The organism is Humibacillus sp. DSM 29435 (genome assembly GCF_001758225.1).
Lineage (GTDB): Bacteria > Actinomycetota > Actinomycetes > Actinomycetales > Dermatophilaceae > DSM-29435.
This window is the reverse complement of the sequence record NZ_MAST01000010.1, coordinates 45,022-71,140: the sequence shown is the minus strand read 5'-3', so window position 1 is coordinate 71,140 and position 26,119 is coordinate 45,022. Positions and strand designations below refer to the sequence as shown.

27 protein-coding genes are annotated in these 26,119 nt (G+C 69.4%); 22 read left to right on the top strand and 5 right to left on the bottom strand.

Going from position 1 to position 26,119, the window contains the following annotated elements:
• Window positions 1–3: 3 nt before the first annotated feature.
• From BA895_RS08450 to BA895_RS08420, 7 genes are read left to right on the top strand one after another with little or no spacing between them, the layout of a single operon-like run.
• Entirely contained in the window at window positions 4–954 is a 951-nt protein-coding gene (locus BA895_RS08450; protein WP_070191455.1) for an ABC transporter permease, read from the top strand.
• Window positions 951–1,877: an ABC transporter permease gene (locus BA895_RS08445; protein ID WP_083283134.1), complete on the top strand. Its 927-nt coding sequence runs from the start codon at window positions 951–953 to the stop codon at window positions 1,875–1,877. Before BA895_RS08450 ends, BA895_RS08445 begins: the two co-directional genes overlap by 4 nt.
• Window positions 1,874–2,929 (top strand): ABC transporter ATP-binding protein, encoded by a 1,056-nt coding sequence (locus BA895_RS08440; RefSeq protein WP_070191454.1) that lies wholly within the window; start codon window positions 1,874–1,876, stop codon window positions 2,927–2,929. The genes BA895_RS08445 and BA895_RS08440 overlap by 4 nt, the downstream gene beginning before the upstream one ends.
• Window positions 2,926–3,789, top strand: coding sequence for an ATP-binding cassette domain-containing protein (locus BA895_RS08435; RefSeq protein WP_070191453.1), 864 nt, complete (start codon window positions 2,926–2,928; stop codon window positions 3,787–3,789). The genes BA895_RS08440 and BA895_RS08435 overlap by 4 nt, the downstream gene beginning before the upstream one ends.
• On the top strand, window positions 3,786–4,850 hold the full coding sequence (locus tag BA895_RS08430; RefSeq protein WP_070191452.1) for a P1 family peptidase: 1,065 nt from the start codon (window positions 3,786–3,788) through the stop codon (window positions 4,848–4,850). Before BA895_RS08435 ends, BA895_RS08430 begins: the two co-directional genes overlap by 4 nt.
• An 8-nt stretch (window positions 4,851–4,858) precedes the next feature.
• On the top strand, window positions 4,859–6,319 hold the full coding sequence (locus tag BA895_RS08425; protein ID WP_217493866.1) for an aldehyde dehydrogenase family protein: 1,461 nt from the start codon (window positions 4,859–4,861) through the stop codon (window positions 6,317–6,319).
• A gap of 3 nt (window positions 6,320–6,322) precedes the next feature.
• The gene (locus BA895_RS08420; protein WP_371327702.1) at window positions 6,323–7,159 is read left to right on the top strand and encodes an SDR family NAD(P)-dependent oxidoreductase; all 837 of its coding nucleotides are present in this window, start codon (window positions 6,323–6,325) and stop codon (window positions 7,157–7,159) included.
• Window positions 7,160–7,322: 163 nt separating this feature from the next.
• On the opposite strand, the gene BA895_RS08415 is transcribed toward BA895_RS08420, so the two are convergent.
• Entirely contained in the window at window positions 7,323–8,474 is a 1,152-nt protein-coding gene (locus tag BA895_RS08415; protein WP_070191451.1) for a hypothetical protein, read from the bottom strand.
• Window positions 8,475–8,764: 290 nt separating this feature from the next.
• On the opposite strand from BA895_RS08415, the gene BA895_RS08410 reads away from it, so the two are divergent.
• The 10 genes from BA895_RS08410 to BA895_RS08365 all read left to right on the top strand — a co-directional run bounded on the left by BA895_RS08410 (window position 8,765) and on the right by BA895_RS08365 (window position 17,606).
• Window positions 8,765–9,040, top strand: coding sequence for a WXG100 family type VII secretion target (locus BA895_RS08410; protein ID WP_083283133.1), 276 nt, complete (start codon window positions 8,765–8,767; stop codon window positions 9,038–9,040).
• Window positions 9,041–9,179: 139 nt separating this feature from the next.
• On the top strand, window positions 9,180–9,455 hold the full coding sequence (locus tag BA895_RS08405; protein ID WP_139142573.1) for a WXG100 family type VII secretion target: 276 nt from the start codon (window positions 9,180–9,182) through the stop codon (window positions 9,453–9,455).
• Between the two features lie 747 nt (window positions 9,456–10,202).
• Window positions 10,203–11,555, top strand: a complete 1,353-nt coding sequence (locus BA895_RS08400; protein WP_070191492.1) for a DUF6421 family protein — start codon at window positions 10,203–10,205, stop codon at window positions 11,553–11,555.
• A 61-nt stretch (window positions 11,556–11,616) separates the two neighbouring features.
• On the top strand, window positions 11,617–12,339 hold the full coding sequence (locus BA895_RS08395; RefSeq protein WP_070191448.1) for an SDR family NAD(P)-dependent oxidoreductase: 723 nt from the start codon (window positions 11,617–11,619) through the stop codon (window positions 12,337–12,339).
• A 79-nt stretch (window positions 12,340–12,418) separates the two neighbouring features.
• A complete protein-coding gene (locus BA895_RS08390; RefSeq protein WP_070191491.1) occupies window positions 12,419–13,504 on the top strand; it encodes a low specificity L-threonine aldolase in 1,086 nt (361 codons plus the stop codon).
• Between the two features lie 67 nt (window positions 13,505–13,571).
• A complete protein-coding gene (locus tag BA895_RS08385) occupies window positions 13,572–14,609 on the top strand; it encodes an ATP-binding cassette domain-containing protein (RefSeq protein ID WP_070191447.1) in 1,038 nt (345 codons plus the stop codon).
• A complete protein-coding gene (locus BA895_RS08380; RefSeq protein WP_070191446.1) occupies window positions 14,606–15,466 on the top strand; it encodes an ABC transporter permease in 861 nt (286 codons plus the stop codon). The genes BA895_RS08385 and BA895_RS08380 overlap by 4 nt, the downstream gene beginning before the upstream one ends.
• A gap of 65 nt (window positions 15,467–15,531) precedes the next feature.
• On the top strand, window positions 15,532–15,849 hold the full coding sequence (locus BA895_RS08375) for a helix-turn-helix transcriptional regulator (protein WP_070191445.1): 318 nt from the start codon (window positions 15,532–15,534) through the stop codon (window positions 15,847–15,849).
• A 2-nt stretch (window positions 15,850–15,851) separates the two neighbouring features.
• The gene (locus BA895_RS08370) at window positions 15,852–16,370 is read left to right on the top strand and encodes an SRPBCC domain-containing protein (protein WP_139142572.1); all 519 of its coding nucleotides are present in this window, start codon (window positions 15,852–15,854) and stop codon (window positions 16,368–16,370) included.
• 87 nt (window positions 16,371–16,457) lie between these two features.
• The gene (locus tag BA895_RS08365; protein WP_070191443.1) at window positions 16,458–17,606 is read left to right on the top strand and encodes a DNA glycosylase AlkZ-like family protein; all 1,149 of its coding nucleotides are present in this window, start codon (window positions 16,458–16,460) and stop codon (window positions 17,604–17,606) included.
• Between the two features lie 202 nt (window positions 17,607–17,808).
• Here the strand turns inward: BA895_RS08365 and BA895_RS08355 are convergent, their stop codons facing one another.
• Entirely contained in the window at window positions 17,809–18,453 is a 645-nt protein-coding gene (locus BA895_RS08355) for a DUF5701 family protein (protein WP_254666394.1), read from the bottom strand.
• Between the two features lie 404 nt (window positions 18,454–18,857).
• Entirely contained in the window at window positions 18,858–19,772 is a 915-nt protein-coding gene (locus BA895_RS08350; protein ID WP_139142571.1) for a hypothetical protein, read from the bottom strand.
• 319 nt (window positions 19,773–20,091) lie between these two features.
• On the opposite strand from BA895_RS08350, the gene BA895_RS08345 reads away from it, so the two are divergent.
• The 5 genes from BA895_RS08345 to BA895_RS08325 all read left to right on the top strand — a co-directional run bounded on the left by BA895_RS08345 (window position 20,092) and on the right by BA895_RS08325 (window position 24,418).
• Window positions 20,092–21,822: a triacylglycerol lipase gene (locus tag BA895_RS08345; protein WP_070191440.1), complete on the top strand. Its 1,731-nt coding sequence runs from the start codon at window positions 20,092–20,094 to the stop codon at window positions 21,820–21,822.
• 16 nt (window positions 21,823–21,838) lie between these two features.
• Window positions 21,839–23,083 (top strand): low temperature requirement protein A, encoded by a 1,245-nt coding sequence (locus tag BA895_RS08340; protein WP_083283131.1) that lies wholly within the window; start codon window positions 21,839–21,841, stop codon window positions 23,081–23,083.
• Between the two features lie 204 nt (window positions 23,084–23,287).
• Window positions 23,288–23,698: a pyridoxamine 5'-phosphate oxidase family protein gene (locus BA895_RS08335; RefSeq protein WP_083283130.1), complete on the top strand. Its 411-nt coding sequence runs from the start codon at window positions 23,288–23,290 to the stop codon at window positions 23,696–23,698.
• Window positions 23,695–24,111 carry a DUF488 domain-containing protein gene (locus tag BA895_RS08330; protein WP_070191439.1) on the top strand — a complete coding sequence of 139 codons (417 nt, stop codon included), beginning with the start codon at window positions 23,695–23,697 and terminating at the stop codon, window positions 24,109–24,111. Before BA895_RS08335 ends, BA895_RS08330 begins: the two co-directional genes overlap by 4 nt.
• A 40-nt stretch (window positions 24,112–24,151) precedes the next feature.
• Window positions 24,152–24,418 carry a hypothetical protein gene (locus BA895_RS08325; RefSeq protein ID WP_139142570.1) on the top strand — a complete coding sequence of 89 codons (267 nt, stop codon included), beginning with the start codon at window positions 24,152–24,154 and terminating at the stop codon, window positions 24,416–24,418.
• A gap of 66 nt (window positions 24,419–24,484) precedes the next feature.
• On the opposite strand, the gene BA895_RS08320 is transcribed toward BA895_RS08325, so the two are convergent.
• Window positions 24,485–25,231, bottom strand: a complete 747-nt coding sequence (locus BA895_RS08320; protein WP_254666393.1) for a hypothetical protein — start codon at window positions 25,229–25,231, stop codon at window positions 24,485–24,487.
• A 263-nt stretch (window positions 25,232–25,494) separates the two neighbouring features.
• Complete coding sequence (locus BA895_RS08315; protein ID WP_217493864.1) at window positions 25,495–26,097, bottom strand: hypothetical protein; 603 nt, start codon at window positions 26,095–26,097, stop codon at window positions 25,495–25,497.
• Window positions 26,098–26,119 lie beyond the last annotated feature (22 nt).

Here is a 26,119-nt window from a genome sequence, read left to right as displayed (position 1 = left end):
CCGATGACTCTCCGACTGCTCCAGCGTCTCGCGATCCTCGTCGCGAGCCTCGTCGTCAGCTCGGTGATCGTCTTCGCCTTCATGGCGGTGCTGCCCGGCGACCCGGCCCGCGTGGCGCTCGGCGTCAACGCCTCCGATGCCGCGGTGGCCGAGATGCGAAGCGAGTTCGGGCTCGACCGGTCACCGGTCGCGCAGTACCTCAGCTGGGTCAGGGGGCTGGTCACCCTCGACCCGGGCAGCTCCTACGTGTCGGGCACCGCGATCGGTCCGCAGCTCGCCGACCGCCTACAGGTCACCCTGTGGCTGGTGGTCACGGCGATGGTGGTGGCGCTCGTCGTGGCGATCCCGGTCGGCACCGTGATGGCCGTGCGGCACCGCCAGGTCTCCGGGCTGGCCCTGTCGGCCGTGTCCCAGCTGGGCGTGGCCATCCCGGCGTTCCTGGCCGGCATCCTGCTGATCACTGTGTTCGCGGTGAAGCTGGGCTGGTTGCCGGCCAACGGGTGGACCCCGCCGGCGGACGACCCGGCGATGTTCCTCAAGCAGCTGGTGCTGCCGGTGGCCTCGCTCGGCCTCGTGCAGGCGGCGGTGCTGACCCGCTACGTGCGCAGCGCCGTGCTCGACGTGCTGCGGGAGGACTACCTGCGCACGGCTCGGGCCAAGGGCCTGCCGCCGATGCGGGCCCTCGTGCGGCACGGGTTGCGCAACGCCGCCGTGCCGGTGGTCACGGTGCTGGGCCTGCAGCTGGCCACCCTGCTGATCGGCGCCGTGGTGGTCGAGCGGGTCTTCGTCATTCCGGGGCTGGGCAGCCTCCTGCTCGACAGCGTGTCGCAGCGTGACCTGATCATGGTGCAGGACGTCGTGATGATCCTCGTGATGGCGGTGCTGGTCGTGAACTTCGTGGTCGACCTGCTCTACGTGCTGATCGACCCCCGGCTGCGGGTGAGCGCCCGATGAGTGAGCTTCCCTCAGAGCACGCCGACACCTCCGCCACGCCCCTGTCACCGAACCGGCCTGGCGCAGAGACCAACCCGACGCAGGATGCCGTTGGGCGTCGTAGCCGACGCCGACTGAACCCGAGCCTGCTGGTGGGGGGTTCGCTCGTGTGCCTGATCGTGGTGATGGCCCTCGTGTCGTTCGTCTGGACCCCCCACGACCCGACCCTGGTCAACTCCGCCACGCGGCTGCAGGAGCCTTCGTCGGACTACTGGTTCGGCACCGACAAGTTCGGGCGTGACGTGTTCAGCCAGATCATGGTCGGTTCGCGCACGACCTTGTTCGTCGGCTTCGTCGCGGTTGGCGTGGCTGCGGTGATCGGGGTGCCCGTGGGCATCCTCGCCGGCATGGTGCCACGCTGGTTCGGTGAGCTGCTCATGCGGGGCAACGACCTGCTGCTGGCCTTCCCCGCGCTGTTGCTGGCGATCATGTTCGCTGCGGTCTACGGGGCCAGCACGCTGGTGGCGATGATCGCCATCGGAATCGCTACGGTTCCCAGCTTCGCCCGGCTCATCCGCAGTGGCACGCTGCAGGTTCTGCGCACGGATTACGTGCTCGCCGCCAGGGCGGCGGGTCGGGGCCCGTTCGCGATCGGCACGAGGCACGTGCTGCCCAACGTCAGCAGCCTGGTCACGGTGCAGGCGTCGGTGTCGTTCGCGATCGCTGTGCTGGCCGAGGCGGCACTGTCGTTTCTGGGCTTCGGCACGCCGCCACCGACGCCGTCGTGGGGCCGGATGCTGCAGGAGAGCCAGGAGCTGTTGTTCCTGGCCCCGCGGCTGGCGGTGTTCCCGGGGGTGGCGATCGCGGTGGCGGTGCTGGGGTTCAACCTGCTCGGTGACGGGTTGCGCGACCGGTTCGACCCGAAGCTGGATGACCGTCGATGAGCGCCGCACCCGTGACGACTCCGGAAGACGACGCGAGCGGGAAGGCGGGCGCAGACGTGCTCGTCGTGAAGGGCCTGGACGTGAGCGTCAGACATCAGAAGCTCGTCGAGGACGTCACCTTCACCGTCCGCTCCGGCGAGCGAGTGGGCCTGATCGGGGAGTCGGGCTCGGGCAAGTCGTTGACCGCTCTGGCCCTGATGGGGCTACTGCCTGAGGGGCTGACGGCGACCGGGTCGGTACAGGTTGACGGCGTCGGCCACGACCTGGTCGGCGCCGACGAGCGGGCGATGTCACGGGTGCGGGGCCGCGACATCGCCATGGTCTTCCAGGAGCCGATGACCGCGCTCAACCCCACCATGAGGGTGGGCGACCAGGTGGCCGAGGCGATGCTGATCCACCGCACCCGACCAAGCCGCCGGGCCGCTCGCGTCGCCGCCGTCGAGCTGCTCGGGCAGGTCGGGCTGCCCGACCCTCCCGGCACGGCGCGGGCCTACCCCCACCAGCTCTCGGGCGGGCAGCGGCAGCGGGTCGTGCTGGCCCTGGCCCTGGCCAACGACCCGGCGCTGCTCGTCTGCGACGAACCCACCACCGCGCTCGACGTCACCGTGCAGGCGTTCGTGCTCGACCTGATCGTGCAGGGGGTGCTCGACCGACGGGCGGCGATGGTGTTCATCACCCACGACCTCGCCGTGGTCGCCACCGTCTGCGAGCGCGTGATGGTGATGTACGGCGGCCGGATCGTCGAGGCCGGCCCGGTGCAGGAGGTCTTCACGCGGCCCCGACACCGTTACACCCAGGGGCTGCTCGGGGCCTCTGACCTGACCGTTGTCGACGACCGTGGCCGCCTGGCGACCATCCCTGGGTCGGTGCCGGCCGCCGGCCACTTCCCGGCCGGGTGCGTCTTTCGCAACCGGTGCCAGCACGCCACCGCCGCCTGCGAGACGCGCCCGAGCTGGACCGCCACCGGCGATGACGCCGGCTTCGCCTGTCACCATCCCGCCGGTCTGCCGGATGCCGCACCCCGTGCGACCCCTGGGGGTGGTCGACCATGACCAGTGCCTCAGCCGTCACCCCGGGCGCCGGCCCGCCGGCGATCAGTGTTCGTGAGGTGACCCGCGACTACCGCCGCCCGCGCGCCTCGTTGCTGCGCGCGAGCGATCCGGTGCGGGCCCTGCGCGGGGTCAGCTTCGAGGTGGCGCAGGGCGAACGCTTCGGCATCGTGGGCGAGTCCGGCTGTGGCAAGTCGACCCTGCTGCGCATCATCTCGGGGCTCGACCACGCCACGAGCGGCACCGTGCACGTCGAGGGCACCGACCTCACCGGTCTGCGCGACCGCCGGCTGCGGTTTCTCCGCAGCCGGCTCCAGCTCGTCTTCCAAGACCCGATGAGCTCACTGGACCCCCGGATGCGGGTGCGAGACATCGTGGCCGAGCCCCTCGTCGCCCAAGGTCTCGGGCCGTCACGGGGCCGCGTGGGCGAGCTGCTCGAGGCCGTCGGGCTACGGGCCGACGCCGCCGACCGGTATCCGCACCAGTTCTCCGGCGGACAACGGCAGCGCATCTCGATCGCCCGCGCCCTGGCACCCCGGCCGAAGATCCTCGTGGCCGACGAACCGGTCAGTGCCCTCGACGTCTCGGTGCGCGCGCAGGTGCTCAACCTCATCGCCGACCTCGTCGACGAGCTCGACCTCACCCTGGTGTTCGTCTCGCACGACCTCTCCGTGGTGCGCCACGTCTGCGACCGGGTCGCGGTCATGCACGAGGGCGAGATCGTCGAGATGGGCCCGGTCGCCGACGTCTACGACAACCCCCAGCACCCCTACACCCGCCAGCTCATCGCGGCGATCCCGACGCTGGGCAAGGCCCTGTCGGGCACGACCGCCGCCGACCTCACGAGGGAGACACCAGCATGACGACACGGCAGGGCCAGACCAACAGCCTCACAGACGTGGCCGGTCTGCGGGTGGGGCACGCGGGCCGTCGTGGTGACGGCTGGCTCACCGGAACCACGGTCGTGCTGTCACCGCCCGGCGGGGCAGTCGCCGGTGTGGACGTGCGAGGTGGCGGCCCGGGAACCCGTGACACCGACCTGCTCGACCCGCGCAACATGGTCGACCGGGTGCACGCGGTCGTACTCTCGGGCGGCAGCGCGTTCGGGCTCGGCTCCGTCGACGGCGTCATGGGGCGCCTGTTCGACAACGGGGTGGGCCTGCCGATGGGCGCCCCCGGTGAGGTGGTGCCCATCGTGCCGGGCGCCGTCGTGTTCGACCTGGGTAGGGGCGGCGACTTCGCCACGCATCCGGGGCCCGAGTTTGGCGAGCGCGCCTACGACGCAGCGGCATCCGGCCCCGTCGTGATGGGCTCGGTCGGAGCGGGAACCGGCACGGTTGCCGGCGGGTTGAAGGGCGGGGTGGGTTCGGCCAGTGCCGTGCTCGATGACGGCACGACGGTGGCGGCACTGGTCGTCGTCAACGCTCTCGGGTCGTGTGTCGACCCCTCGACGGGTGAGCTGTACGCCGTGCGCCTCGGCCTCCCCGGAGAGTTCCCCGCGCTCGCCGCGCCCCATGCAGCAGACCTGCAGGCCGCCCGTCAGCGCGCCGCCGACCTCGCCACCGGCGGCGGGGCGAGATACGGGATGGCGACGACGCTCGGGGTCGTCGCGACCGACCTCACGCTGACCAAGGCGCAGTGCGCCAAGGTCTCGGGCATCGCCCACGACGGTATGGCGCGCGGCATCCGGCCCGTACACACGATGTTCGACGGCGACACGGTCTTCACCCTGGCCACGGGTGAGCGGGAGGCACCCGACCCGGCAGCGTTCCACGCCCTGCTCGAGGCGGCGAGTGACTGCTTCACCCGCTCGATCGGGCACGCGATGCTGAGCGCCGAGACGACCTCGTCGCCGGCGGGCACGTGGCGGTCGTACCGCGATGCGTTCCCGTCGGCCTTCACCGGCGCGACGACGAGAGGGTGACCAGAGCGATGAGTGAGCTCACGATGGACTTTCCCGACGGACTCCCGATCGGTGACGACTGGCAGCCCGTGCCGACGACGGTTGATATTTGCTTTCCCTACGACGGGTCGCTCGTCGCGACTGCCCCGGTAGGAGACGCAGACCTGGCCCGCCTCGCCCTCGACGAGGCTCTGGCGGTGCGCAGAGAGGTGGCCGGGCTGGCGTCGCACGTGCGACGCCGGGCCTTGCAGACGGCCCACGATGCGATCGCCCTGCGACGGGGCGACTTCGAGCGGTTGCTCGTGGCCGAGACCGGCAAGCCGCTGGTCGACTGCCGGATCGAGGTGGACCGCACTCTGTTGACGTTGCAGACCGCGGCCGAGGAGGTTGCACGACTGCACGGCGAGACGGTGCCGCTCGACCTGTTGCCCTCGGGCGAGGGGCTGCTCGGCTTCTGGGTGCGCAAGCCCATCGGAGTGGTCGTGGGCATCGCGGGCTTCAACTACCCGGTGCTGCTCGCCGCGCACAAGATCGCGCCGGCGCTCGCGGCGGGCTGCCCAGTGGTGATCAAGCCGGCCCCGCAGACCCCACTGGCGACGCTGTGGCTCGTGCACCTGGTGCGCGAGGCCCTGCACGAGGCGGGGGCACCCCGAGCCGCGCTGCAGCTGGTGACCGGTGGCCCTGAGGTCGGGGTGGCTCTGACCACCGACCGCCGGGTGGGTGCGGTGTCGTTCACGGGGTCGGCGGCCGTGGGGCACCAGATCGCCCGGGATGCCGCGCCGACGAAGGTGCTGCTCGAGCTGGGCTCCAACGCCGCGCTCGTGGTGGCCGCCGACGCCGACCTCGAGGCCGCGGCGGATGCCGTGGTGCGGGGCGGCTACTACGCGTCAGGGCAGGCCTGCATCAGCGTGCAACGGGTCGTGGTGGTTGAGGCCGTGCGCGAGGACTTTCTGACGCTCTTGGCCGGCCGGATGGGCCGTGTTGCCGTGGGAGACCCGCGCGAGGAGACCACCCGGGTATCGGCTCTCATCGACGAACGGTCGACGGGGCGGGTGCTGGAGTGGGTGGCGCAAGCGGTGGGCGCAGGTGCCAGGCTGGTGGCCGGCGGCAAGCGGGTCGGGGGTGCGATCGAGCCGACCGTGCTGCTCGACGTGCCCGACGGCGTCGCCGCGTGGGACGAGGAGATCTTCGGCCCTGTGGTGGCGGTGCGCTCGGTGCCCGACCTGGAGACGGCGTTCGAGGTGGTGAACCACTCGCGGTACGGGCTGCACGCCAGCGTGTTCACGGCATCCTTGGCAACGGCCTTCGAGGCGGTCGACAGCATCGAGGTGGGCGGGGTGATCGTCAACGAGGTTCCCGGGTTCCGTTCCGACGTCATGCCTTACGGCGGGGTCAAGGACTCAGGCTCGGGGCGAGAGGGCCCCCGGTTCGCGATCGAAGAGTTGACCGTGACCCGGATGGCCGTCATCCGGCCGACGACGAAAGGCTGAACCATGACCGAGCAGATGGACGGGCAGCGTGACGGGCGCTCGAACGAGCCGATGCCGGCCCGCATCGACTACTCGAGGTTGTTCCGGCTCGACGGCCGCCGGGCCGTCGTGGTCGGTGCCGGCAGCGGCATCGGTCGCGAGAGCGCGCTGGCCCTGACGGCACACGGGGCCGAGGTGGTGTGCGCCGACCGTGACATGAGTGCCGCGCAGGAGACGATGGCCATGGGCGGCGGGATCAGCGCTTATGAGCTGGATGTGCTTGACGCGGCGGCAGTTTCGCGGGCCGCAAGCGAACTGGGCGGTGACCGAGGGGTCGACGTGCTTGTCTTCACCGCCGCGACCAACGTGCGCAAGCGGCTGCTCGACTACTCGGGGGAGGAGTTCGACCGGGTGGTCGCGCTCAACCTGCGGGCCTCGTTCGATCTGGTGCGCGCGTTCGGGGCGGGCATGGCCGAGCGCGGGCGGGGCAGCATCATCGGCTTCAGCTCGATCCGCGCCGTCACGGTCGAACCGGGACAGGGCGTGTACGCCGCGACCAAGGCGGGCCTGGTGCAGCTGCTGCGCACGGCGGCCGCCGAGCTCGGGCCCTCCGGCGTGCGCGTCAACGCGATCGCTCCCGGCGTCGTCGACACCCCGCTGACCGCGCAGATCCGGGCGGTACCGGAGTGGTCGGAGGCCTACGCGAGCAAGAGCGCCCTCGGCCGGTGGTCGCACGCCGAAGAGCTCGCCGGGGCGGTGGTGTACCTCGCGTCCGACGCGTCGAGCTTCGTCACCGGCAGCCAGCTGTTCGTCGACGGCGGCTGGACCGCCATCGACGGCCGGTACACCCCGCCCGCCTGACCCACCCGCCCGTCCAACACACCGAGTAATCGACAAACCCTGCAGTTACGCCTGCCCACGTTGACGCCTACTCGGTGTGTTGCGGGTGAGGGGGTAGACGGCCACTTGACTGCGCCCGCCTGACAGGGCGGCCCACCCGGTGCGTGGTGGCTACGGCGGTCGGTCAGTAGCGGAAGATGGCCGCGACCTGGCTCTCGGGATCGACCGTCTCCGAGGTCGCATAGACCCGGCCGCCCTTGTTCAGGGTCGCCACAGCGGCCGCGTCGACCTGGTCGAACTCGGCGTACCGCTCGTCGGCCCCGAGCTCCACGATCGCCGGTTCGTTGCCGGCGACCTGCTCCCAGCACCACGGGTCGGCCTTGACGAACAACGTCTCGACCCGTCCCTCGGCAGCCGCCTCGGCGACATCCTTGAGGTCACTGGACACGCGCCCGGTGCCGTGCAGGCTTCGGAACCGTTCGATCTCCAGGGCCCGATCGTCTCTTAGGCGCCGCTCGACCAGCGGCCAGGCCATCTCGTGAAGCTGCTTGATCGAGAGCTGGTCCGAGCTGTGCACGACGGCTTCGTCGAGGAGGTGGTCGTACCGGTTGACCTCTCGGTAGCTCGCTACCAGTGGTTCGAGCCCGAGCAGCACCATCGGGGCGGTCTCACCGGCCAGCACGTCGCGCAGCCCGGTGGAGACCTGTCGAAGGAAACGCACCACCTCGTCCTTCTTGAGGTGCCGGTCGCCGGCGCCGTGCCCGTAGAACACCGCTGGTCCGCCCCGACCGGCGCCGGCCGCAGGTCGGGCCATCGTGTCGGAACGGGGTTCCTGAGGGGCGACGGCATCCGCCAGGCTGGTGGGAACCTCGCCGAGCTGAACTTGTTCCACGGTGTTCCGGCTACCCTCCAGGAGGCGGATCTCCCGCTGACTGAGCGCCAGCAGCAGGAAACGCTCATCGCCGGCGAAGAGACGAAGCAAGGGCCCCATCACGGTTCGGCTTCCCACCGTGGCCAGCTCCGGCATGGGAGCCGGCACCCGGAACGAGCATTGGCCGTCCGGGCGAAGGAACATGGCCAGCCCGTCGCTCATGTACTGCCAGGCCATGGCGTCGTTCTGCAGCTCGCGGGCCGGGGCGAGCAGTGTCTCGACGTCCGGACGTCGCATCCGCTGCGTCAGCAGGTCTTCGACCCCGGAGACGAGGTTCTTCCACTTGAGCTTGTCGGCCTCGATGCCCTCACCGAAGCGGTGGGTCGGCATGAAGAGCGAGACGTGTGGGCCGTCTGGCCCCGGCTGCGTGAGCGATTCGAGCTCGGTACGAGTCAACAGATCCATGAAGGTCGTCCTCCCTATCGAATTGACCTCCAATCGTAGCCCGTCGAGTCAAGCGCGCAAAACCAGGCGGCGCGCTTCGGTCGGCGGAATAGACTGGTGCGCAACGGCTTTCGCCCAGCCTGTTGGTCGCCTTGGCCGACGAACCCGAGATTGGACGTTGATGGGGAGTGCTCCCCATCGACACCTCGTGCGGGCTCGCCTAAGTTCGTCAGTGTTGCAAGGGACGGCCAACTTCGGCTGGTCCGGAGATCATCCCGAACAGTCGGGGGACGCACGAGAAGGAGAACGACATGGCTTGGCTCGGAATGAACGACGATGAGGTCAACGCGCAAGGCAACGTGCTACAGCACCAGGCCGAGGCGATCCAGAAGCTCATCAGCAAGGTCGACAGTGAGGTCGAGTCGCTGAAGGCGAACTGGCAGGGTGACGACTCGAAGCAGTTCGAGCAGGAGTGGACCGGCACGCACCGTCCCGAGCTGCAGAAGGCGCAGAAGCTGCTCACCGACATGAAGTCGACGATCGACCGCGAGGTCTCGCAGCAGCGGTCCACGTCGTCGCAGTACTGATTGCGGCAGCGATCGATTGAGCATTGCGGCAGCGATCGATTGAGCATTGCGGCAGCGATCGATCTGAGACGGACTGCGAACCTGCACTGAACGTCGCTCACCACCACTGACACTGAACGCTTCTGAAGGGATCTGAACCATGGCTGTTTACAAGAAGGGCATGAACGCCGACGCCGTTTCGTCGTCCGGCGACAAGTTGATCGGCTACAAGGGCGAGCTCGACGGCATCGTCGAGGCGGTCAACGGCGCCGTCAACTCGATCAAGAGCAACTGGGGCGGCACCGACTCCGAGCAGTTCCAGAGCGACTGGCACGGCCACCGGCAGGTTGTATCGGCCGCCGGTGACAAGCTCGACGCGATGGGCAAGAAGTGCAAGACCAACGCGGAGTCGCAGAAGCAGACCTCGAGCAAGTGAGTTCGGTGGCGGCCTGAGGGGGGCTGCCGACCGGCCCGGGCAGGGGTCCACACGAACGAAGGGCGATCGCTTCCTCAGGGGACGGAGCGGTCGCCCTTCTCGCGTGCCGCAGTATGTGCTGTCCATTCGGCTTCTTGACGCAGATTCTGTAGGATTGGTGTGACCACGCAACAGAATCTTCTTCCGAGGGTGCCAGGCATGACTATTTTTCCTTCCGTCCACGTGCTCGACGGCGACGCGAGTGTCACCACCATGCTGGCCGACCGCGGCCTCCCCGTGGTCGCGTCGCCGAACCTGGCCGACGTGGTGGTGCTGGCCCAGCTGGGCGACCTCGACCGTGTGCTGGCCGACCTGCGGCCGCGCGCTGGTGTCATCGCTCTCGGAGCGCAGGGCGCACCGAACGGGCTGCACCTGACGGCCGCCACGGGCGCCCCCAAGGGGACCGTCGAGGCGGCCCCCCCTCGGCTCGGAGCCGGTGCCCTCGACCTGCTGGCCCGCGTCGAACCGGGCGCCCTCATGGCCACCGCCGCCTTGGCCGTCGAGGCCCCGGCCGTCGCCCTACTGCGCGCCGACGGTGTCGCCGTGGCGGCCACCAGCCGCCTCGATGACCGCCACGTCGCCGTGCTGGCCGTTGAGCCCGGTACGGCGAAGAACGCCGACGACTCGTTCGCCGAGCTGCTCGCCAACGCCGTGTCGTTCGTGGCGCCGCCCGCCGACACCCACTTCGCTGACGAGCCGCACCCGCTCGTGGCCGAGCCCGCCTGGCAGAGCCTCAAGACCGCGGTGACCGAGCTGCGACCGCTGCAGGCCGCCAACGGCTCGGTGCCCGACCCTCACACGCACGAGCACGCCACCCGGCTCGTCGGCGAGATCACGAACGGCATCCACGGCCTGGCGCCGCTGCTGCCCCACGACGCCGACTACCTCGAGGCGCTCGTCAAGGACTTCACCCGGTGGGCCGATGGCGGCTTCGAGGTGCCCGACTTTCTCGACGCCCTCACCGCGTTCGCCCCGGCGAGCAATCGGGTCGACGGGCTGCCGCACCTCGTCGTCTTTCCGATGTACACCCAGAACGGCAACCCCGACCGCAACGTCGAAGCCGTTCTGCTGCAGGTGATCTGGCCCGACTTCGTCGCCGAGCTCGAGGCGGGCGACTACTCGAACACGCTCTTCCTGCCGATCCGCTTCCTCGACTTCACGCCCGGTTACGACACGAACTCGGCCGTGCTGTTCCCCGAGACGGTCGCGATGCGCGAGGTGCCCGCCTTCACCTGGGGCGGTATCTTCGCCGACCGCGAGGCGGCCCGGTTCCGTCGCGTCGTCAGCGAAGCGGCATCCGTCACCCGGCTGCCTCTGCCGCCGGATGCCGCTCGCCTCGTTGCCGACCAGCAGCTCGCCGAGCGCACCTTCGTCATGTGGGATCTCATCCACGACCGCACCCACATGCACGGCGACCTGCCCTTCGACCCCTTCATGGTCAAGCAGCGGATGCCGTTCTTCCTCTACGCGCTCGAAGAGCTGCGCTGCGACCTCACCGCGTTCCGTGAGTCGGTGGCGCTCGAGAAGCAGGGGCACCCCTACGCGCGGATGGTGCAGTACGCGGTGCTCTTCGACCGCATCTTCCGCTTCTCGATCACCGGCTCGCGGGTGCGCAACTACGACGGCCTCGGGGGCCAGCTGCTCTTCGCGTGGTTGCACCAGAAGGGCGTGCTGCACTGGACCGATAACCGCCTCACCATCGAGTGGGATGCCGTCACCGAGCCGGTGCTCGAGCTCGGCCGCGCCATCGAAGACCTCTACTGGCGCTCGATCGACCGGCCCAAGGCTGCGCACTGGCTCGCCGCCTACGACCTCGTCGCCTCCGCCGTGACGCCGCACCCGAGCTCGGCCTGGGCGCGCAACGCCGCCGGTGACCGCACCGCGCTGCCGCTCGACGGCCCGCCCAAGGGTCTGACGGATGCCGTGCTGCCCGACGAGTTCCCGCTCTCGATGTTCTTCGAGGCGTTGTCGAAGAAGATGAAGCCGGTCATCGAGTCGACCGCCGGCATCACCGGAGCCACCGGCGATGCACCTGACAGCCGCGACACGCCCACGGCGTGACAGGGCACACTGGTGGGGCCGCACGCACCGTCCCCTCTGCCGACCCTTCAGGAGCCCGCTCATGAGCGTTGTCATCGTCACCGGAGCCACCGGAGCGACCGGTCGGGCCACCTGCGCCGCACTGGTGGCCGGCGGTCACCAGGTGGCCGCGGTCGACCGTGACGCGACCGGGTTGGCCGCGATCCTCGCTGAGATCGAGTCGAGCTCAGGCACTGGCACGCTCACAGCGCTGACAACGCACACCTGCGACCTCACCGACGCGGCGGCCACTCGTGACGTCGTGGGCGTGATCCGCGCGGAACACGGCGGTCTCGACGGCCTCGTGCATCTTGTCGGTGGGTGGCGCGGTGGTGCGTCGTTCACAGAGAACGTCGACGAGGACTGGTTGCTGCTGCGCTCGTTGCTCGTCGACACCCTGCGCAACACGACCCTTGCCGTGCACGACGACCTCGCCGCCTCCGATGCCGGCCGGGTGGTGGTCATCACGGCCGCCTCGGTAGAGAAGCCGACCGCAGGCAACGCCAACTACGCCGCGGCCAAGGCGGCGGGGGAGGCGTGGATCCTCGCCCTGGCCGACTCGTTCCGGTCACTGCAGTCGGGTCACGCTGAGTCACCGACCCCGCAGAAGGCCGCGGCGGTGACGGCGGTCGTCAACTACATCGGCACCGGCCGCACCGCCACCACCCCGGCGCGGCTGGCCACGAGCATCTGCGAGATCATCGACGGTGACGCCGGCGTTCTCAACGGCGCACGGGTCGACCTGCGCCCCGACGCCACGCGCTGACGGTCGGCGGCCGTCGCCCGACGACCGCCCGGCGACACGAGGTCTCACCGAGACCACCGAGCCCCTTCTCAGGAGAGACGTGACGAGCACGACCCAGAGCCTGCCCACGAACCTGCACGACCGCGAGAGCCGCGGTTTCGCCTCCGACAACTACGCCGGTCTGCATCCCGAGGTGCTCGAGGCCCTTGCTGCGGCCAACGGTGGCCACGAGATCTCCTACGGCGAGGACCACTACACCGCGCGTCTCCAGGCGGTCGTCGGTGAGCTCTTCGGTGAGGGCGCCACGGCCTGGCCGGTCTTCAACGGCACGGGGGCCAACGTGCTGGCCCTGCAGGCCATGTTGCCGCGGTGGGGCGCGGTCGTGTGCGCCGACACGGCGCACATCCAGACCGACGAGAACGCCGCCCCTGAGCGCGTCGGCGGCCTCAAGCTGCTCACCGTGCCCACGCCCGACGGCAAGCTGACTCCCGAGCTGATCGACGCGCAGGCCTGGGGCTTCGGCGACGAGCACCGCGCCCAGCCGCTGGCCGTGTCGATCACGCAGACCAGCGAGCTCGGCACCTGCTACACCCCGGAGGAGATCCGGGCCATCACCACGCACGCTCACGGCCTCGGCATGCGGGTTCACCTCGACGGTGCCCGTATCGCGAACGCCGCTGCCTCGCTGGGTGGTTCGCTGGCCTCGTTCACCTCTGACGTGGGCGTCGACATCGTCAGCCTCGGCGCCACCAAGAACGGCGCGCTGGCAGCCGAAGCCGTCGTCGTGCTCGACCACAGCCTGACCGCCGAGCAGCACGGGCTGGTCTACCTCCGCAAGCTCAACATGCAGCTCGCCTCGAAGATGCGGTTCATCTCGGCGCAGCTGCTCGCGCTCTACGACGGCGACCTCTGGCTGCGGTCGGCCGGCCACGCCAACGAGATGGCTCAACGCCTCGCGTCCGGGGTCGGTCCGCTCGACGGGGTGACGATCACCCAGGCCGTTCAGGCCAACGCCGTGTTCGCGGTGCTCGACCGCGACGTGGCGAACGCGCTGCGTGAGCGCTTCCGGTTCTACGACTGGAACCCGGCCACCGGAGAGGTGCGCTGGATGTGCTCGTGGGACACGACGGCATCCGACGTCGACGCCTTCGTGGCTGAGCTGAAGCGGCTGCTCGCTCTGGCCTGACGTCAGCGCCGGCTGCTTCGGGTCAGCGTGGCCGACCGCTGTCGGGGGTTTCGCCTAGAGTTCCGGTGTGAGTGATGCTGCGATTCTCGCCGAAGACCTCGTCAAGACGTTCGGGGGGAAGGTGCGCGCCCTCGAGGGGGTGTCGCTTCGCGTCGAACCCGGAACGGTGCTCGGGCTGCTCGGCCCCAACGGCGCAGGCAAGACGACCGTCGTCAACATCCTGACCACACTGTTGCGACCGGACTCTGGCCGGGCCGAGGTCGCCGGCATCGATGTGCTGAGCCACCCTGCCGCGGTGCGTCGCTCGATCGGGCTGGCCGGGCAGTTCGCCGCTGTCGACGATGTGCTCACCGGCGCCGAGAACCTCACGCTCGTCGGTCGGCTCAACCACCTGTCGACGGCTCAGGCCCGCACCCGCGGCGCCGAGCTGCTCGGCCGCTTCGGCTTGGCCGAGGCCGGAGACCGGGCCGCCAAGACCTACTCCGGCGGCATGCGCCGACGCCTCGACCTCGCCGCCGCGCTCGTGGCCCGACCGCCCGTGCTGTTTCTCGACGAGCCCACCACCGGGCTCGACCCGCGCAGCCGCATCGAGCTGTGGGAGGTCATCGAAGACCTGGTGCGCGAGGGCACCACTCTGCTGCTGACCACGCAGTACCTCGAGGAGGCCGACCGTCTCGCCGACCGCATCACCGTCGTCGACCATGGCCGGGTGATCGCTGAGGGCACGTCGACCGAGCTGAAGGCCCGCATGGGTGGAGCGGTGATCGAGGTGCGCATGGCCGATGCCGAAGAGGCCCACGCCGTGCACCGGGCGCTCGCCGGGGTCGGCGACGGTGACCTCAGCCTCCAGGGTGAGGTCGTGCAGGTGCCGGCCACCGACGGCACGGCCGCGCTCAGCGAGGTGGTGCGCCGTCTCGACGCCGCTCACCTGACGGCCCGCGGGCTTCAGCTGCGCGAGCCGAGCCTCGACGATGTGTTCCTGGCGCTCACCGGTCATGGCGCCGAGGCGGATGCCGCTGCGCCGGGCGACGAAGCCGGTGACGAGCCGGCCGCGCCGGGTACGCACGACACGCTCGTGAACCAGAGCAACGGAGGGCGAGGATGACCACCATGACCCGGGCGCAGGCTCGCGCGGCGCAGTCGGACGACCATGGCTCTGCACTGAAGTGGGCCGTGAGCGACACCCTCGCCATGGCCGGGCGCAACCTGCGCCGGCTGCTTCGCCAGCCCGAACAGATCATGTTCAACCTCGTCTCGCCGATCATGTTCGTGCTGCTCTTCCGCTACGTCTTCGGCGGCGCGATCGGCGGTCTGGCGGAGGTGAGCTACGTGAACTACCTGATCCCCGGTATTGCCGTGCAGACCGTGCTGTTCAGCGCGGGCGTCACCGGCTTCGCCTTGGCCGATGACCTGCAGAAGGGCTTCATCTACCGGCTGCGGTCGCTACCCATGGCCCGCAGTGCCGTCTTCGGCGGTCGGGTGGCGGCCGACACCGTCAACAACACGCTGGGCCTGCTCGTGCTCATCGCCACCGGGTTCGCGGTGGGTTTTCGACCCTCGAACCTGCCCGGCCTGGTGCTCGCCGGGTTGCTGCTGCTGCTGTTCGCGCTCGCTGTCAGCCTCGGGTACGCCTTGATCGGCATGACGGTGCGCAGCGCAGAGGCGGTCAACGCGGCCACCTTTCCGATCATCTTCCCGCTCACCTTCGCCTCCTCGGCGTTCGTACCGGTCATGACCATGCCCGACTGGCTGCAGGGCTTCGCCACGCACCAGCCGGTGAGTGTGGTCATCAACGCCGCCCGGTCGCTCATCCTCGGTGACTCCGCCACCGAGGCCCAGCGGGCCCAGCTGTTCGGCGGCGCCGACACGGCATCCCTGGTGCTGCAGTCACTGGCCTGGACCGTCGGCATCGGGCTGCTGTTCGGGGCGCTCTGCACTCGCAAGTACCGCAACCTCAGCTGAACCGGCGGTCGCGGGCACAATGATTACCCTTGCGGTTACGTAACTGCTCGGGTAAGTTCGAAGCCATGGACGCAGTGTGGCAGGCGTTGGCCGACCAGAGTCGACGCACGGTGCTGGAGATCCTGCGGGATCATCCGGCGACCTCGGGTGAGCTGGCCGATGCGCTACCGATCGCACGGCCGGGGGTCTCTCGGCACTTGAGGGTGCTGCGGGAGGCGGGCCTGGTCGACGTGCGCCAAGACGCGCAGCGCCGGATCTACAGCCTGCGGCCCGAGGCGCTGGTCGAGGTGGACGAGTGGCTGGGCGAGTACCGCGCCCTGTGGCAGAACCGGCTCGATGCCCTGCACACGGAGATCGCACGAGGAAAGAAGGCGCAGAAGTGAGGATGACCGGAACGATGCGGGCGCTCGACGACGAGCGGGGAGCGGTGCGGGTCGAGGAGGTGTACGACACCGACATCGACGATCTGTGGCTCGCGTGTACGACGCCGGAGCGACTGGCGCGCTGGATCGCCGAGGTGTCGGGTGACCTTCGCGTCGGCGGCACTGTGCAGGCTGTCTTCACGAGCACGTGGGCCGGCCCGATACGCATCGAGGTGTGCGAGGCCCCGCAACATCTGCTGGTGACGATGGAACCGGGAACCGACGACGAGACCCGACTCGAGGCGTGGCTCATGGCGGAGGGGTCGCGTACCCGGCTGGTGGTCGAGGAGCGGGGACTGCCCGTCGACCAGCTGCACTTCTACGGGGCCGGTTGGCAGGTTCACCTCGAAGACCTCGGGCGTTCCGTCGCGAGCGATGGGCCGGTGCATGTCGGCGGCTGGTCGGAACAGACGGCGGCCCCGGCCTGGCATGCCCGTTGGACCGAGCTCACCCCGCAGTACCGAGACGCGGCGGCAGGCTGATGTCCGACAGCATCCGGTTGAACGGGACCACGGTCAAGGCACCCGACGCGCTCGCGGTTCGTCCGGAACCTGTGTGAGGCTTCGGGAATGTTCATGTCGACTGAGTCCTCGGTCACCTGGGCGCAGGCCCGCTCGTGGCGGATGGGGCGTCAGCTGCTCGATCCCGTCGGCTCTGAGTCGGTGGCTGGAGCCGTACGTCGGCTCGGCGCGGTTCTCTCGATGGACGAGTCGCTCGCGGAGCTTGCCGTCCGGACTCGCTGTGCGACGTCTCGCCCCGGCCAGCTGGCACAGGACCTGGTCGAGGGAAAGGTCATCAAGGCCTTCGCCTTCCGCGGGTCGATGCACTACCTCTCCCCCGAGGAGGGCGGAATCTATCTGGCCCTCCGTGCGGCTGGCCGCCAGTGGGAGCTGCCGAGCTGGGTGGAGTACTACCGGCTGAGCCCATCCGACTGGCCCGACTTTCGTACAGCCGTGCGTGAGGCGCTGAGCGATGGGCCCTTGACCGTCGTCGAGCTGGGCGAAGTGCTGACGAGGCGCCGGGCCTACCGGCATCTGAAGCCGGTCTTCGACGAGGGTGCTGGCACGTTGATCAAGCCGCTGACGTGGCAGGGGGACCTGAGCCTCGGACCGACCCGCGACGGCCAGCACACGTGCCAGCGCCTCGACACCAACCCACGGTGGGGCGGCATCCCGGATGTAGACGAGGCGGGCCCCCGAGCCATCGTGGCGTACCTGCGCACGTACGGCCCGGCCACGCCCGACCACCTCCACTACTGGCTCGGCAACGGCCTGAGTGCGCGACGCAAGCGGCTCACCACCTGGTTCACTGGGCTCGGCGACCGCCTGGTCGCGGTCGACGTCGAGGGCACCCCGGCCTACGTCGTGCGCGAAGACGTCGAGGCGCTCGCAGGCGCGCTGCCTTCGGACGCGGTGCGCTTCCTGCCCGGTCACGACCAGTGGGTGATGGGCCCTGGCACCAAGGACGTCCACGTCACTCCGTCGTCACTTCGGGACCGGGTCACCCGCAAGGCGAACCCGGTCATCGTGGGCGGGGTGGTGTCTGGAACCTGGGCGCGAAAGGGTGACGAACTCACCGTCGCGGGGCTTCGCGATCGACCGGACTGCCACGAGCTCGTCGAGCGTGAGACCGCACGGCTGGCCGGCATCCTCGACCGTGACCTGCACCTGAAGCTCACGTCTTCGCAAACGGCTGCGAGCCGAGGATGCCCTGGCTGACGTCGAACTCGTCTTCCTCAAGGTCGAGCATCACCACTGCGTAGTGATCGACACACTGGGTCGTCATCGTTCGCAGACGCGTTACGCCGAGCGACACCAGCCACGTCGCCGAAGCCTCGACGGAAGCACGACTCTGACGCACGCATCTTCGCCACGACTGAGGCGCCTGTTCAGCGAAGGGTCGACCCGTAGAGGGCGCTGATCATGGTCTGTTTCGGCCCGCCGCCGAGGCGAAGCCCAGCCAGGTGTGACGGTTGCCCGCCCAACACCATCCGACTTTGGGCGCATCACGGTTCGCTATGCCATCTCGCCCGGTCCCGTTGCTGATCCACAGGGCCGGCGTTCTCGGGTCCAGCACGCCGTTGGGCTTGCGGAGCCGCGAGGCGATCGTCATGAAGCAGTGGTTTCGTTCGAGCGACTGCGGCTGCTGAAGCAGCCACTGGATGCCTTCACCGAGGGTCAGTGGCGTGCGCCCGGCCTCGAGAATGGCCGGCAGGGCCTCGTTCGGGCTCCAGTTGGCCATCTGGTCGCCTCGGTCGATGTGGTTCACAAAGTAGGCGGGGCCATCGGGAAGCGTGACCTGCTCGATCGGGGTGAACAGGTCGAGGTCAGGCAGGTCGACAACGACGAACGCGTGCTTGCCCCCGCGTTCCAACAGCGGCACGAGCTTCGATGCCGGTGCCCGACTGGGGTGGACGACCAGGAGTCCCTCGTCAGTGGAACCGGTGTTGGCGGCGCTGCGTAGATCTCGTGCCGATAGTCCGGCAACCTCGTGCACACCGAGCTCAATGAGACGCTCGGCCTGATGAGCAAGCGGGGGTAGTCCGGTCTGCACCACAGTCGACACGCGGGGCTCCGATCGTCGAGACACAAGGAACCCCCTACAACGCCGTCACGGGAGGGATGGTTCCGAAGGGGGCAACCGCGGAGCCCACCGCGGCACGTGCCAACGTGGGCGTTCCCGTCGGCTCTTCACGGTCATGGGATGCCGCCCTCGCCTCGCAGACCTCGAACTCAGCCCACACCAGGGCGGTGGCCCGTGGCTGACGAGCGGTGCCGCCGGTCCTGTCAGTCGTCCGTCGCTTCAATACCGAGCTGGGCCAGTTCGGCCGTTCGGTCGTGCGTGAGCCGGAAGAGGCCACCAGCAGAACCCCGGTGGTGGTGAACGCCGGCCAAGCTCGGCCCCTGCGGCGGCGGAACGCCCATCGGGTGATGGCGCCTCGGCCGCTGCGGCGCAGGGCGGCCTGTGCCTCAGCCCCTATGCCAGAACTTCAGCCCGAGCGTCAGCGCCTTGAACGCTCGTTGGGCGAAGTCCATACGTGTGTGCACCTTCTCGATGAGTTCCGTGTTGGCACCCAAGTGGCTCAGCTCGTCCGACAGAACGGCGGGAGTGCCATCCGCGTTGAATGTCCGCACCCGCTGCGCTTCCGTGCGGCACTTGAGCCCAGCGACACTGCTCCCCAACACCTCGATCATGACCTCCCGGGAGTCCGCCTCCTCGAGGTGGGACACCGTCTTGGCGCCCTCGACACCAGCGAGTGCGCAGGCGGCAACGGCCGCACCGGCCGGAGACCTTCGCCCCAGCGCCGCAACCGCCGCAGTCTCGCCGGCGGACGCAACTCTCTCCACCGCCAAGTCGTGAGCCGCCCAACCGAGCGTGTAGTCCAAAGAGACGGACCAGTTCACGTCCTCCGGCGGAACATTCACGGACACATTGCCCTTGGGCATCAGCAACGGCAGGGAAGAACCCACAGCGTCCATGAATGAGGCTTGCCGCAACGTCTCGTCCAAACGCGTGACCTGACCGCTACTACCCGACCGCGACTGCAGCTTCCACACCGCATCTGTGTCGTTCCGTAGCCACATGGCGGTCGCAGCCCCGTTCGTGCATGCTGGCATGTGCTTGAGGTACTCCACCTCAGCTTCAACATCAGTTGTGATCGTCAACCCGTACGGGTAGTCCGAAGGGCACTCGTCATCCGGCACTCGGTACACCACCGGGGCGGTGGGACTACCGCCTGCACGGCCATCGCCGCCCGCATCACCACCGCCGCCGGCCGAACTGCCACCTCCACCGCTACCGGCCGTGGTGTCGCCTGTGTCTGGACCGCACGCCGCCAAGGTCATTGTGAGCAGCACGAGAACGACCGGGCGAATGCACTTCATCTGGGGATTGTCCACCCAGTGCGGGGCGTCTGTGTGAAGGTTCCTGAAACCTGTAGTGCCATCAGGAATTGGGTAGATGGATGGCACGATCGCGGCCGCTCACCTTCGTACAGGGCCGTATGCCGTCGAGAGAATCGTCCCTGCTCGACCCGTTGTCGGGGCGAGGCACGCACCGTGGCGGTCCCGAGCGCCACGAACAACACGCCACACGCAGCGGACCGGCCCCCGCCAGGCACCGTTGACGCCACCGGCCTGAGCGGAGTAGGAAGAAAGGAGCCTCACGGCATCTCCGTCGAGACAACCCTCGTTGGAAGGCGCCATGGACCAGCTTCCCATCGTCTATCTACGCGGTTTCGCCGGAGCCACCACCTCGATCAACGAGCAGGTCGACGACCCGTTCTACGGCTTCAACACCGGGGCCACCCACATCCGCACGAACGGCGATGGCGACCCGAGCTTCTACCAGTTCGAGGGGCCCCTGCTGCGGTTGATGGTCGACCACGGCTACCAGCTGCTCGTACACGGTTCACAACGGGCACTTCTGCAACAGGGTGACACCCCGCTCGCGCCGGCCTCGATCTGGATCCACCGCTTCTACGACAGCGCCGCCACCACGTTCGCCGCGCCGCGCCCGGAAGGTCTGCTGCACCGTCTCGCCGACGCCGTGACCCACCACGTCGCCTCCCCGGGGTTCAACCTCGAGGCCGCCGCCGCCGATCTCTATACCCTCGTGCTGCTCGTGCTGAGGCGCACCGGGGCACCCAAGGTCATTCTGGTGGCGCACTCGATGGGCGGTCTGGTGGCCCGCTGCATGATGCAGAAGGTCTGTGAGAGCGACGACGCCGACGGTCAGCCCCGCCGTCGTGCCGCCGACATCGTCGACAAGCTCTTCACCTTCGGCACCCCTCACGGCGGCATCGTCACCCTGTCTCGCGCCGCGAACGCCGTCATGGCCGACCTCGGGCCGGCCGGCAGCGACATCTTCGCCCCCGACAAGATGTACGGGCTGCTCACTCCCGGATCCCAGTTCGGTGACCTGCCGCCGCAGAATGACGACCGACGATGGGACCCGCGGGTCATTCCTGCGGACGTCTTCGACGTCGACAACGTCTTCTGCATCGTGGGCACCGACCCTGCCGACTACGGCCCCTCCCGGCTGATCGTCGGCGCCAAGAGCGATGGGTTGGTGCGCATCGAGAACGCCTACGTGAAGGGTTCGCATCGGGCCTTCATCTACAAGTCGCACTCCGGCGCCTACGGCGAGGTCAACTCCGAGGAGGCCTACCAGAACCTTCAGCGCTTTCTGTTCGGCCGGTGGGCGGTCTCAGCCCTGCTCAGCGGCCTCGCCGACACCCGAACCGACACCGCTGCTGCCGCCGACCAGGCCGGGGTGTCGTGGCAGGCCGACATGCGGCTGACCATCCGCGGGCTGCCGGTCGTCATCAGCCAGCAGCTCGCCGAGCACTGGTGCCCGATCATGTTGGACCAGCTGGGCGGCCGGCCGTCGCCCACCCCCGGCAGCAACGAGGCGGTCGACGCCGACCGACCGCTCGCGCCCGTGCCGCTGGTGTCGACCTTCCTGCTGGAGCGAACGGGTGATGCGCCGGCCGGCGGCAAACCGAACGCTGAGGGGCTGCTCTGTCGCTACGTCGTGACCCTGCGCGTCGCCAAGGTCGTGCAGGCCAACGACGCCTTCGACTTCACCGACCACCTCGAAGGGGTGCCCGACTGGTCCGACTCTCTCGTTGTCGATGTCGGGCCCACCGACACGGGCGGGCTCGGGGCCTATACCGGTTGGAACAGCGCGATACCCGGCGCGCTCGACCTCGCTCCGCGGATGCCCAACCGGCTGATGCTCACTCCCGAACCCGCCTCTCGTGATGGCCGTCCGAACACACTCGTCGGGCAGGTCGACCTCCCCGATGTAGCCCGTAGCCTGTCGGTCTTCGGCCCCACCACCACGATCACGATCCGTGTGGGCGACCGGCGGCCAAGCCCGGCCCCTAGCCCGATCCCCAGCCCGACCCCGGCCCCGAATCCCTCGAGCTGACGGGCCACCTCGACCGATGCCATCACCGGAGGCCGAGCGGGCCGCCCCTTCGCCGTGGGCCAGCGCACGAGCGTTCCGACACCACTTCTGGCAGCCGCCCCGCGCCCACGGCGATGCCATCGCGGGGCGCGAGGTCAGTTTTCTCGAGCTGTTCTACGACTTGGTCTACGTCGTCGTCGTGGCGCAGGCCGCCCACCACCTCGCGGGCGACGTCACCTGGCCTGGGCTGGGCCGGTTCGCGGTCGTGTTCTCCCTCATCTGGATCGCCTGGGTGAACGGGGCGGTCTACCACGACCTCCACGGCCGCGCTGAAGGCCGCACCCGGGCCTACGTCTTCCTCCAGATGGGGGTGCTCGCCCTGCTCGCCGTCTTCACCGGGAGCGCCACCGGAAGCGACGGGCCCGCCTTCGCTGTGGTCTACGGGGTGTACCTGTTGCTGCTCGGCTGGCTCTGGTACTCCGTGCGTCGGCAGGACTCAGCCGAGTACCGCCCCGCGACCACGCCCTACATCGCGGGTGTGCTCGGTTCGGCGGTCATCGTTGGCGCCAGCGCGCTGCTGTCCGACGGTCTGCGGCTGGGGGTGTGGGCCCTGGTGGTCGTCGCCTGGCTGGTCGGCCTCATCGTGCTCGACCGGCGCCGGGGCCTCTCGCGTGACACCAGCACCAACGCGAGCGAGTCGCTGGTCGAACGCTTCGACCTGTTCACCATCATCGTGCTGGGCGAGGTGGTCGCCGGGGTGGTCGGCGGCATCGCGGATGCGGGCCGTGTCCCCATGGCCGTGGTGACCGGCATCCTCGGCCTCGGCATCGGGTTCGCCTACTGGTGGAGCTACTTCGACTTCGTCGGGGCCCGGCGGGTCGCCCCGCGGCGCGGCGCACTGTCGCTCTGGCTCGTCGGGCACCTTCCGGTGACGATGACCATCGCCGCCACTGGCGGGGTCATGGTGCTGATGATCGAGCACGCGTCAGACGGTCACGCCCCGGGCCCGGCGCCCATGGTGCTGTCGGCATCGGTCGCCGTGGGGGTGCTGGCGCTCGTGCTCGTCGCCACCTCGCTCGCCGACTGGCACGAGCTGCCTCAGGTCTACCGGCCGGTGGCCGCGGCGTTGGCTCTCGCGGCCGTGGTCGCACTGGTGCTGGGTTGGCTGGCGCCCCCGCCCTGGCTGCAGATCCTCCTGCTGACGCTGGTGCTCGGCGCCGTCTGGCTCTTCGGCGTTCTCACCTGGTTCTCGCGAACCCATCAGCCCGACACGAGGCCATGACCGGCGCGGCCTCCCCTGTCTGTCGGGTCACACCGGGCCCAAAGGCCCTTCCGCCCAGCCGGATCCGCTGACACGCTGGGTGTTCACGTTCGGGCCGCGACCGCCGCGCCTCGAACCGTCCGAACCAGTCTTGAACCAGCCTGGAACGCAGGTGACGGCCCGACTCCAGCGGCGGCGCGACCACCCCGTTCGAAGGGAGCGCCGATGCCGACCACGAGCCAGCAACCCACCATCCTGTCGCCGCCGCAGTGCCGAGAACGCCTCGAGTCCAAAGAAGTCGGCCGCGTCGGCTGGGTGAGCGCTCACCGGCCCCGGATCCTGCCGGTCAGCTACACGTGCTTCGACGACTTCATCGTCATTCGCACCGTCGAGGGTCGCACCCTGTCGCACCTCACGCGGCGCGCCCCGGTCGTGTTCGAGGTCGACGACCTCGACGAGAGCGGCCGCCGGGGTTGGAGCGTGATCGTCAACGGTTTCAGCGGCTCGATCGTCGCGCCGAACGAGGCTGCCCTCGTGTGGAAGTCCGACCTCGCACAGCCGTGGGCACCGGGCCAGCGCCCCCTGCTCATCGCGATCAGCATCGAGACGATCACCGGCCGCGTCTTCGGGTCATGAGCCGCCGACCAGACGCGTCGACAAGCCGACCGCGGGTGAAGCGGGTCTACGACGCGCCCAGCCCCGACGACGGCACCCGGGTGCTCGTCGACCGGGTCTGGCCGCGCGGTCTGCGCAAGGACGACGCGCACCTCGACGAGTGGCTCAAGACCGTCGCCCCGACCACCGAGCTGCGCAAGTGGTTCGGTCACGTGCCCGAGCGCTACGACGAGTTCGTCACGCGCTACGCCAACGAGCTCGACGGCGGTGAAGCCGCTGCCGCGTTGGAGCATCTGCGCGAGCTGGCCGCCGCTGGCCCGCTCACGCTGCTCACGGCGACGAAGCAGTGGCAGATCAGCCAGGCGGCCGTGCTCGTCGGGCTACTCACCGGGCAGGCCCCGAGCGAAATGAACGACGAGGGCGAGCCGTCCTGAGGCGACGTCGAAGGGCAGGGGTCCGCCCTAGGGTGGCGGCGTGACTCCGACGCCTCTGCCGCCGACGCGAGCCCAGCGTTGGATGGTTCGGCATCAACGAGGCGTCCGTGGCTTCTTGTCCGTGTACGCCGTGGGGCTCGTCCTGAACCAGGTTCTGAACGTGTCGCACGGTGACGCTGGGTGGATCACGTGGACCGTGACCCTTCTCAGCCTGATCACCATGATCGCATTCGCCGCCGTGTTGCTGCCCCACCTGCAGCAGCAGGGGGACCGTTCGGACTCCGCCCACGAGAACGATGGCAGCTGAACCAAATGGAGCGCCTAGGCGGCCAATGCAGAAGGCGGTGACGCGTCGGTGAGATCGTCGAGTTCCTCAGGTGCCGGGTAGCAGCTTGTAGTGGAGGCGGACCACGGTGGCCGACCGCAGGCAGAGTCGGTGGTCGGTGCGCAGAACGCCCTCGGCGTCGACGTAGACCCGGAAGGTCTCGTGAATCGGTGCCCTGGCGGCGTGGGCCTGGCCGCGACTCTCTACGACGACGTACGCGCCATCGTGGCCGAAGGGCCCGGCGGGCGAGCTCAGTTCGAGTGAGCCATCTGGTAGGGCGCGGGGCCGCAGCAGTACCTGCACGTTGCCTGACTCGAGCGGGAACGCCACGTGGATGCTGGGCTGCTCCGAGCCTGGGAGCGTGCGGGTGGAGTAGCAGCCGCTGTAGACGTGGTCGCCCGTTGAGCGCAGGGTGCGGATCCATCCTGCTGCCTGCTGGCGCCCGGCGGCATCCATGATGGTTACGACCCGGCTGTCGATGCCGAGAGCGACCTCGAGCGGCTTCGTGGGAAGCGCCAGCTGCTGGACGCGACGCCCGAAGTATCGCGAGATGAGCTCGCCGCCAGGCTGGAAGATCGGATTCCACTGGGTCCAGATCTCCATCCGCCACTGGGAGGTGTGCTCGTAGAAATGGCGCACCTCGGGCCGGATGTGGTCTGCGTTGAAGAGCGGACCGTTGAGGCGGTCCATGTCGGGCAGCAGGCCGGCGTCCGTGCCGTCGTGGCACAGTGACCCTCCGATCTCGCGTGCTGCCGCGGTCAGCCACCCGTCCTCGATCGTCGGACCGTGATGCATCGGGGCGGCCAGCCATTTCTCAGCTCCCAGCAAGTCGACCGGTCGACCCGTGAGGCGCCAGAAATTGCGAGTACCGCGGTCCAGCCAGCTCATCCGCGACGTCATACGGACAGCGTGCCCCGGATGCCGGCCCGCGCGCCTCAGCCTGGCAGTTCGAGCCGGTGTTACTCGGGCTCAAGGCGCCAACCGTGCGCTCGACTTTTCCGTCGTGTCCGTCAGCGAGGTCGACGAGATCGTTGACGGCGAACAGGTGCGTTGCTGCCTCAGCGCGCGCGAACGTGCGCCAGCCACAGCCCGACGGGGATGCTGATGAGCAGCAGCGCCACGAGCGCCCGCACGGCCAGCAGCGCCACCTGCCGCCCGCGTGCCACCTCGGTTCGACCGGGGCCGCGGCGAGTCGCGACGAGCAGACCACCGAGTGCCACCACGAGCATCGCCCCGCCGAGGTTGACGAGCCACGTCGCGCTCCAGAGGGTTCCGGCGATGACGGCGGCGTTGCCGAGGTTCCAGGCGGCGAACTCCACGAGCAACAGACGACGCCCGGCCCGGGCCTGCCCTGCCAGCATCCCCTGACCAGCGGCCAGGGCGATCTGGGCCACGCCGGCCACGAGCACGAGGTAGGCGGCCGCCCACGAGCCGTGGGAGAGCGCCATCGGGCTCGTGACGGCAGCCACGAGCCCCCCGGCGATGATGCAGAGCGCGCCGACGAAGAAGGCTGGGAGGTAAGGCGCCCACGCCTCCCGGACCGCGCGTGCCGCCCTGGTCGGCGGGGTCGGCGAGAGGGCCCCGGCGGACCCACTGGCTGATCCCGCTGGTGGGTCCCCGACCGACGGGCCGGGCTCGGTCTCGCTGCCCGACCGGGGCACGTCGCCTACCTCCCACTCCTGG